The sequence below is a fragment of the Methylocystis sp. genome, assembly GCF_051062815.1.
Classification (GTDB): Bacteria; Pseudomonadota; Alphaproteobacteria; order Rhizobiales; family Beijerinckiaceae; genus Methylocystis.
In genome coordinates, this window is the sequence record NZ_JBPFDU010000086.1 from 1 (window position 1) to 6,509 (window position 6,509).

6 protein-coding genes and 2 pseudogenes are annotated in these 6,509 nt (G+C 59.2%); 5 read left to right on the forward strand and 3 right to left on the reverse strand.

All coding sequences use genetic code 11. The annotated features are described in order from the left end of the window. Positions 1–130 precede the first annotated feature (130 nt). A pseudogene (locus tag ACR65W_RS18305) lies at positions 131–295 on the forward strand (IS256 family transposase); the annotation flags it as partial. 61 nt (positions 296–356) lie between these two features. Here the strand turns inward: ACR65W_RS18305 and ACR65W_RS18310 are convergent. The 3 genes and pseudogenes from ACR65W_RS18310 to ACR65W_RS18320 all read right to left on the reverse strand — a co-directional run. After that, entirely contained in the window at positions 357–1,532 is a 1,176-nt protein-coding gene (locus tag ACR65W_RS18310; protein WP_124740583.1) for an NAD-dependent formate dehydrogenase, read from the reverse strand. A 173-nt stretch (positions 1,533–1,705) separates the two neighbouring features. Continuing rightward, on the reverse strand, positions 1,706–2,122 hold the full coding sequence (locus tag ACR65W_RS18315; RefSeq protein WP_195838313.1) for a hypothetical protein: 417 nt from the start codon (positions 2,120–2,122) through the stop codon (positions 1,706–1,708). A gap of 209 nt (positions 2,123–2,331) precedes the next feature. Then, positions 2,332–2,913: pseudogene (locus ACR65W_RS18320) on the reverse strand (transposase); the annotation flags it as partial. A gap of 120 nt (positions 2,914–3,033) precedes the next feature. Between ACR65W_RS18320 and ACR65W_RS18325 the strand changes: the two are divergent. The 4 genes from ACR65W_RS18325 (at position 3,034) to ACR65W_RS18340 (ending at position 6,442) form a co-directional block, all read left to right on the forward strand. Then, positions 3,034–3,342, forward strand: coding sequence for a transposase (locus ACR65W_RS18325; RefSeq protein ID WP_195838312.1), 309 nt, complete (start codon positions 3,034–3,036; stop codon positions 3,340–3,342). 272 nt (positions 3,343–3,614) lie between these two features. Continuing rightward, the gene (locus ACR65W_RS18330) at positions 3,615–3,881 is read left to right on the forward strand and encodes a hypothetical protein (RefSeq protein ID WP_124740585.1); all 267 of its coding nucleotides are present in this window, start codon (positions 3,615–3,617) and stop codon (positions 3,879–3,881) included. 146 nt (positions 3,882–4,027) lie between these two features. Further along, positions 4,028–4,264 (forward strand): hypothetical protein, encoded by a 237-nt coding sequence (locus ACR65W_RS18335; RefSeq protein ID WP_124740586.1) that lies wholly within the window; start codon positions 4,028–4,030, stop codon positions 4,262–4,264. Positions 4,265–5,242: 978 nt separating this feature from the next. Next, positions 5,243–6,442 carry an IS256 family transposase gene (locus ACR65W_RS18340; protein WP_428406687.1) on the forward strand — a complete coding sequence of 400 codons (1,200 nt, stop codon included), beginning with the start codon at positions 5,243–5,245 and terminating at the stop codon, positions 6,440–6,442. Positions 6,443–6,509: the final 67 nt, after the last annotated feature.

The window sequence follows — 6,509 nt, forward strand, 5'->3', positions numbered from 1 at the left end:
TCGCCTACGCCGCGCTCGGGATGCCGCTGGAGTTCTCAATTTAAGCGTCAAAGCTCGAAAATGCGCGCCGAAATTCTCAAATATGATGTCAACGCGCCGCGCGAACAGGGATTTTCTAATCAAAGGATGTATCCTGACAACCGCGCGCCTCATGGTTTTTCAAGCTGGTGATGGCTGCAGCGAAAAGCTGGCGACGGCTGCAAGGACAAAATCAATTGCCGAAGGTCCTCAGCGGTGTAACATAACATTCCGCGACGGAATCGAAATCGCGTCCGAGAAGAAATCCGCCGCTTGATTCTCGCCGTCACCCAAAATCCAACATAGCTTAGCTCCAACGCATCGGGAAGCGGGCAAGGTCAGCCTTTCTTGAAGCGGACGGCTTCTTCCGATCCGCTGGTTGCGTCGCCTGCGCTATATGAATGCGCCCCCGCGCCCGCGAGCTTCCCCGCGCTAACGATGAGGTATTCATCGCGGATCGGGCGATTTTCGAACCAGCATTCGAGAGTCTGCGCCGTCAGACTGGTGCCAGAAATATGCGGCGTCATGCCATGGTGCGGCATACTTCTCCAAGGATGGTCGACCGGTGCTGGTTGAGGAAACCAGACATCGCCCGCATAGCCGGCCAATTGTCCGCTTTCGAGGGCACGCACGATGGCATCGCGATCGCAGATCTTGCCGCGCGCGGTGTTAACGATGTAGGAGCCGCGCTTCATTTTGGCAATTAGTGCGTCATTGAACAAATGTTCGGTCTCCGGGTGCAGCGGACAATTTATAGTGACGACGTCACAAACCTCGACCATGCTTTCCACGCTGGGGTGATACGTCACATTCAGTTCTCGTTCGACCGACTCCGGAAGGCGATGCCGGTCGAAATAGTGAAGGCCGACATCGAATGGCTTCAACCGCCGCAGTACTGCCGAGCCGATGCGGCCGGCGGCGACAGTGCCGACCTGCATGGCTTCAAGATCGTAGGAACGCGCTACGCAGTCCGCTATATTCCAGCCGCCTGTCACGACCCATTCGTACGAAGGGATGTAATTGCGTACCAGCGCGAGGATCATCATCACCACGTGCTCGGATACGCTGATGCTATTGCAGTATGTGACTTCCGCGACGGTGATGTTGCGATCGATCGCTGCTTGCAGATCGATGTGATCGGATCCAATGCCCGCGGTCACGATGAGCCTGAGCTTGGACGCCTTCGCAATCCGCTCGCGGGTCATATAAGCCGGCCAAAAAGGCTGCGAAATAACAATGTCGGCGTCAGGAAGCTCTTGGTCGAGTACGCTGTCCGCGCCGTCCTTGCTGGATGTCACCATTAGTTGATGATCGTTCGACTCTAGGAATTTGCGTAGTCCTAGTTCGCCGGAAACGCTGCCGAGGAGCGTACCCGGCTTGAAATCGATTGCTTTTGGGGAGGGCAGCGTTTGTCCGTCGGGATAGCGTTTGGGCTGAGCCACCTCATCGCGCGCATAGGCTTTCGGATAACCGTCGACCGGATCATCATACAGCACGCATACGATCTTGGCCATGTTTCGCTCCCTCTCTCGCTGGGATGCAGGGCGTTAGCTTTCGTGGCTCTACCTATCAGCAGCGCCAAGCGAACTGGCCTCGCTCATGGATACGCGCTAGCGCCGCCTGACCACCCTCAACATAGTTATCGACGCAGATAGCGCAGATTGTTTCATAGGCGATGCGTTTTGGATTATTTGTCGATTTCACCGAAGACGATATCCAGCGAGCGACGACAGCCGATATGTCGTCTACCAGCTGACAATGCGATCAAGAGCGGCGGTCGCTCCCATCCGCCCGGAATTGCCCTGCCTGCACTATAACGAGCCCGAGAAGAAAGAGTAGTTTGCGGCCCAAGGTCGCTCTTGTCTCCAACCAACATCGCCATCGGAATCGGCCTGCGCCACGATGATGCAGGCCGCTGTGAATGGGATCCTGAGTCTTTTTGGCCTTGGCTCAGGCGCTCGCCAACGAGCGGTAGCATGGCGGCATCGGCGAAATGGAACAAGGTTATCGCCGCCGTAAAAGTGAGCAGCGGTTTGCAATAGAAAATCACGCTCAATGCGCTCGGGCGTTTTCGATACTCGTGGCCGCGATCGTTGTCGTCCAAGCCACGCGCCAACGAATGATCAATCTCGCTCGCACTGACGCGAGTACCGCGTGTGCGCTGGCGGCGCCAAGCAACGCGATGAGCCACAGCGCGGCGGCCGGCGCGATCAGATAGCCGGCGACTCCCGCTATGAGCGCTGTGAATACATTCCGTGTGTGGTTGCTTCGTTGCTGCCGACCCGTCTTGTGAACGCCTGTCTGCCGAAGATGCCTAAACTTATTGCCGCAATCATCGGGGGAGCACCGCATCGGGCGCAACCACGGATAAAGCGAAAGGATCGAAGGCGAGCACGCGCGACGCTCCGTCACGATCCTGAACGTCGGCTTCATTCACGACGAGGCCTACGAGGTTTCCTTGCGTATCGGTGACGATGTGACGCTTGCGGCCCTTGATCTTCTTGCCAGCATCAAGCCCACGCGGGCCGCCGCTTTCCGTGGTCTTCACCGATTGGCTATCAATGACGCCCGCCGTCGGGCTTGCCTTGCGGCCGGCCTGACCAAAGCGTGATTGATGTTCGCGAACACGCCGCAGCGCGACCAGGCATAGAAATAGCTCTGCACAGTCGAATAGGGCGGAAACTCCTTCGGCAACTGCCGCCACCGGCAGCCCGTGGAAGCCATATACAAGATCGCGTTCACCACCGCCCGCAGTTTTGTATCGCCTGGACGGCCAAGAGGTGAAGCGGGCGGCAACAGGGGCTCGATCAACGCCCAGTCCGCGTCCGTTAAATGACTTGCGTAACGCAATCCGTCGCGGCGATACTTGCGTCGGGTGATTTCAGTCCAGGCCATCTTACATCCCTCTCGAATCTCGTAAATCCGGAGGAATCACAACCTCCTGAAATCACTCAACTACTTTTTTAGTCAGCCTCTCAGACTGCAGGAAATCCTCTCCGCCAAAGAGACGGCGGATTGGCTCAGCAGCACCCCAAAATCGAAGCCGTCAGCCGCGACCGCCGCGGGCTTTACGCCCAAGGCGTCCGGCAAGGGGTGCCGCAAGCTCGACAAATTACTCACCACTTTCATTTGCTGCAGAACTGGCGCGAGAGCATCGAACGACACATGACCCGAGCTAGCCATTTCGCGGGTCGCCCCAATTTCCGCCCGTCCCCGAAGATCGTCAAGCAGCGCCCAATGGCGAGCGCGCCCGCGAAGCCGCAGACAAGTAACTTAGGCAAGAAGATTACAGTCGCTTCGCGGGACGCGACGTCGGCTAAATAGCTCGGCGCCGCTATGGCAAGCCTAGCTGGCGCGCGCGCAGACCGCAAAGTGGTGGGCGAATTGCGGCGCAAGCTGTGACGCCCATACATGCTTGCAAGCGCCAGTTTCCTTTTTTCTCGGCGCAACATAACGCTCCGCTGTGGATGTGCGGCGGCGGTTTTATGCAGACCGGCATGGCTTGCCAATGCACGCGTTCACCCCAGGTAGGCTAATTCCAATATGGCTTGAGAGGGGCTCTCAGACGCCACACCGCGTTGGTTCAGGAGCTCGCCATGGAGAAACTTCTCGTCATCATCGTAAGCCTCGCCACTGCCTTTTTGGCGTCGCCGATTGCGTTTGGACAAGACCAAGGAGAGACATCAGGGCCGATGACTGGCAAGCCGGTCAAGCCTTCTGGAGCGGTGCAAAAGGAAAATCCCAGCATCCCACACACGCAGAAAAAGAACATCGCGACACCAAGCGCAACCTCCGCCGGTGAACCAGGAGTCGAAGGTAAAAAGGGCACGCAGAGCGGCAAGGAAGCGACTCCGCCGCAGTAAAGGCAGCGCCGCTAGCGTTTGGGGGCGCCGACCCGCTCCATCCGATTGCGCGGCGGCCTCGCTTGGCAATGAGCTGATCACCTCATATCGCTGGCGCCGCTGATACTGCGGCGTGGCTGTATGCATGCACGAAAGGAGCAGTAGATATGCTGAATCAAGCTCATGTTAGACATTGGACCGATCCGCGGCGCGCAGCGTCGCGGCCGAAACGAGACGATGATGAGATAGACGCAATCTTCGCCGAAATCCGGACGGTCGCGGTCGACTTCCCCTTTCGCGAGCAAATAACGGCTGAAGACAAGGCGCTTTCCTTAGAGCTGCTCATTGAAATGAATCGGATCAAGCTGCTCGTGCGCGCGATTGAGCGCGAGCTTTCGGCATGAAGCCCTTCCCGGGGGAAGCGCCGTCGTTCCAGGTTCCTCACAGCCCAGCCGGCGACGAACGGGCTTTTTCGTGCGGGAGCGCCTATCTCTTCGAAGGACACGACTCCATAATGCTGCCAGGTGCGGCTTAAACACCATATGTGGACATCCGATAATCGCGATCGGCGCTTGATCGTCCGACAGTGCCGCGATCCGGGCGGCTTCCCGCGGTGATTCGCATCATCGGAGGTTCATATGATCAATTTGGTGGACTGGACGGAAGCGCGATTAGAGAACGCCCGAGACACCTTGCGATGAGTTGGCGGCTGGCGCATGGCGGCTTTTTTATCCGCATGACTTCTCGGCAATGCATGTCCGTATATTGGACAAATATTGGACACACCCGAATTTTTGGCTCGCAAACTGGCATGACAAATTTATTTTAAATTGGCGTGCCGGTCAGGACAAAGATGCGAACACGTATGTGCTTGAAATATCGCCGTGAATTTGGAGCGTCTGCAAACAAGGCGTCCGCTCTACCTCTGGCTGCAACCATATGGCGGCATCCCCCGGATCATCCAGCGCCCGCCGGGATGCGCCCACATCGGACTTCCGCGCCGGCGAACACGCAGCAGACTCCCACGCAGGCTTTGAACATCCACGTATTCCGCATCTTCCTATTTCACTATGGAGCTTGGATTGCATTCTCGAAACTCACCAATTTCGAAGAGGCGAGGGGGCGAGAGGGCTCCGCCACTGCGTTCCGTGACTCAAACGAAATTGCCTCCAGCAACCCCAAGGCGGTTCACTATGAGGCCTCAAGCACCTTCCGCCCAATCGGCGGTCGTGCCCCCAGTGATGGTGTAGCTCAGTGGGAGCAAGCCGCTCGCGACGCGCGCTTTTGCTAGCGCCGTAGCGAGCGATCGGCTTGCGGTGGTCATCGACGATTCGCCGGTAGGATCGGGTTGCGAAACATCCAACGCAACCGAGGAACTGCCGATGACCGACGAGATGATGACCCTGCGCGCGCTTGTGGAGAAGGCCCCCGACGCGGATATTTTGCGCGAGATGATCGGCTTTGCCGCCGAGCGGCTGATGGAGATCGAGGTCGGCGCTCTGACCGGCGTCGCCTATGGCGAGAAAAGCGCGGAGCGCCTCGCCCAGCGCAACGGCTATCGCGAGCGGACCTGGGAAACGCGCGCCGGCGCCGTGGAGCTGCGTATCCCCAAGCTGCGCAAGGGCAGTTACTTTCCCGGTTTTCTGGAGCCGCGGCGGATGGCCGAGAAGGCGCTGACCGCCGTCATTCAGGAGGCCTATATCCAGGGCGTCTCGACGCGCTCGGTCGACGATCTCGTCAAGGCCATGGGCATGAGCGGCGTCTCCAAGAGCCAGGTGAGCCGGCTGTGCGAGGAGATCGACGAGCGGGTGACGGCCTTCCTCGAGCGGCCGATCGAAGGCGACTGGCCCTATCTTTGGATCGACGCGACCTATGTGAAGGCGCGCCAGAACGGCCGCGTCGTCTCGCTGGCGACGATCATCGCGGTGGGCGTCAACGACGACGGCAGGCGCGAAGTGCTCGGCATGGATATCGGCCCTTCGGAGGCCGAGACCTTCTGGACCGAGTTTTTGCGCAAACTGCGCTGGAGAGGGCTGCGTGGCGTCAAGCTCGTGGTGTCCGATGCGCATGAAGGGCTGAAGGCCGCAGTCGCCAAGGTTCTGCAATCGACATGGCAGCGCTGCCGCGTCCACTTCATGCGCAATGCGCTCGCTCATGCCGGAAAGAGCGGACGGCGCGTCGTCTCCGCCTTCATCGCCACCGCCTTCGCGCAGGACGACGCCGAAGCGGCGAAAGGCCAATGGCGCAAGGTCGCCGACCAGTTGCGGCCCAAGCTGCCGAAACTTGCGAACCTCATGGACGACGCCGAGACCGACGTGCTCGCCTATATGAGCTTCCCGGCCGCGCACCGGGCCAAGCTGCACAGCACAAATCCGATCGAACGGCTGAACGGCGAAATCAAGCGGCGCACCGAGGTCGTCGGCATCTTCCCCAACGAGGCCGCCATCATCCGCCTCGTCGGCGCGATCCTGCTCGAACAGAATGACGAATGGGCCGTCCAGCGCAGCCGATACATGACACTGGAAACAATCGCGCCCTTGAGCGATGATCCCATCGTCGGGCTGCCCGTTGTAGCCGCCTGATCAACCCGGCTTCCCGGCGAACGTGGCGATCACGCCAACCAGCTACACCACGCCAAGGGACACGATC

Coding starts and splice junctions, on each gene's coding strand:
- ACR65W_RS18335 (WP_124740586.1), top strand. CDS start 4,028: ATGCTGAATCAAGCTCATGTTAGACATTGGACCGATCCGCGGCGCGCA.
- ACR65W_RS18330 (WP_124740585.1), top strand. CDS start 3,615: ATGGAGAAACTTCTCGTCATCATCGTAAGCCTCGCCACTGCCTTTTTG.
- ACR65W_RS18310 (WP_124740583.1), bottom strand. CDS start 1,532: ATGGCCAAGATCGTATGCGTGCTGTATGATGATCCGGTCGACGGTTAT.
- ACR65W_RS18340 (WP_428406687.1), top strand. CDS start 5,243: ATGACCGACGAGATGATGACCCTGCGCGCGCTTGTGGAGAAGGCCCCC.